The organism is Micromonospora sp. DT41, assembly GCF_049841715.1.
GTDB lineage: Bacteria > Actinomycetota > Actinomycetes > Mycobacteriales > Micromonosporaceae > Micromonospora > Micromonospora profundi.
On sequence record NZ_JBNCKU010000025.1, the window covers coordinates 574 to 1,644 of the forward strand.

A 1,071-nucleotide genomic window follows, 5' to 3' on the forward strand; every position below is an offset into this window, starting at 1 on the left:
GGTGGTTACCAGGGTGGCGGTGACCGTGGTCGTTCCGGTCCGTCCCGCGAGGGTGGCTTCCGTGGTGGCGACCGCGAGGGTGGTTTCCGTGGCGGTGACCGCCGCGAAGGTGGCTTCCGTGGTGGCGATCGTGATGGGTCGCGCTCGGGTGCGCCGCGTGAAGGTGGCTTCCGTGGTGGTGACCGTCGCGAGGGTGGTTACCAGGGTGGCGGTGACCGTGGTCGTTCCGGTCCGTCCCGCGAGGGTGGCTTCCGTGGTGGCGACCGCGACGGTGGTTTCCGTGGCGGTGACCGCCGCGAAGGTGGCTTCCGTGGTGGCGACCGCGAAGGCGGTTCCCGTGGCGGTGACCGCGACGGTGGTTTCCGGGGTGGCGATCGCCGCGAGGGCGGTTTCCGCGGCGGTGACCGTGATGGTTCGCGCTCGGGTGCTCCCCGCGAGGGTGGTTACCAGGGTGGCGGTGACCGTGGCCGTTCCGGTCCGCCGCGTGAGGGTGGCTTCCGTGGTGGCGACCGCGACGGTGGTTTCCGTAGCGGTGACCGCCGCGAAGGTGGCTTCCGTGGCGGCGACCGCGACAGTGGTTTCCGTGGTGGCGACCGTCGCGAGGGCGGTTTCCGTGGTGGCGACCGCGACGGGTCACGCTCGGGTGCGCCGCGTGAGGGCGGTTTCCGTGGCGGTGACCGCCGTGAGGGCGGCTACCAGGGTGGCGACCGTCGTGAGGGCGGCTACCAGGGTGGCTCCCGGCCTGGCGCTCCGCGTGAGGGTGGCTACCGCGGCGGTGACCGCGAGGGTGGCTACCGTGGCGGTGACCGTCGCGAAGGTGGCTTCCGTGGTGGCGATCGTGATGGTTCGCGCTCGGGTGCTCCCCGTGAAGGTGGTTTCCGTGGCGGTGACCGCGAGGGTGGTTTCCGTGGTGGTGACCGTCGCGAGGGTGGTTACCAGGGTGGGGGCGACCGTGGTCGTTCCGGCCCGCCCCGTGAGGGTGGCTTCCGTGGTGGCGACCGCGACGCCTCCCGTGCGCCGCGTGACGGCGGTTTCCGTGGCGGTGACCGCGAGGGTGGTTTCCGTGGTGGT

The 1,071-nt window shown here is 72.3% G+C and carries 1 protein-coding gene; it reads left to right on the top strand.

Features of this window, described 5'->3' with window-relative positions:
- Positions 1-61: 61 nt before the first annotated feature.
- Positions 62-1,071 (top strand): hypothetical protein (locus ACLQ23_RS29420; RefSeq protein ID WP_425881386.1); only part of this gene is annotated, 1,010 nt, incomplete at its 3' end.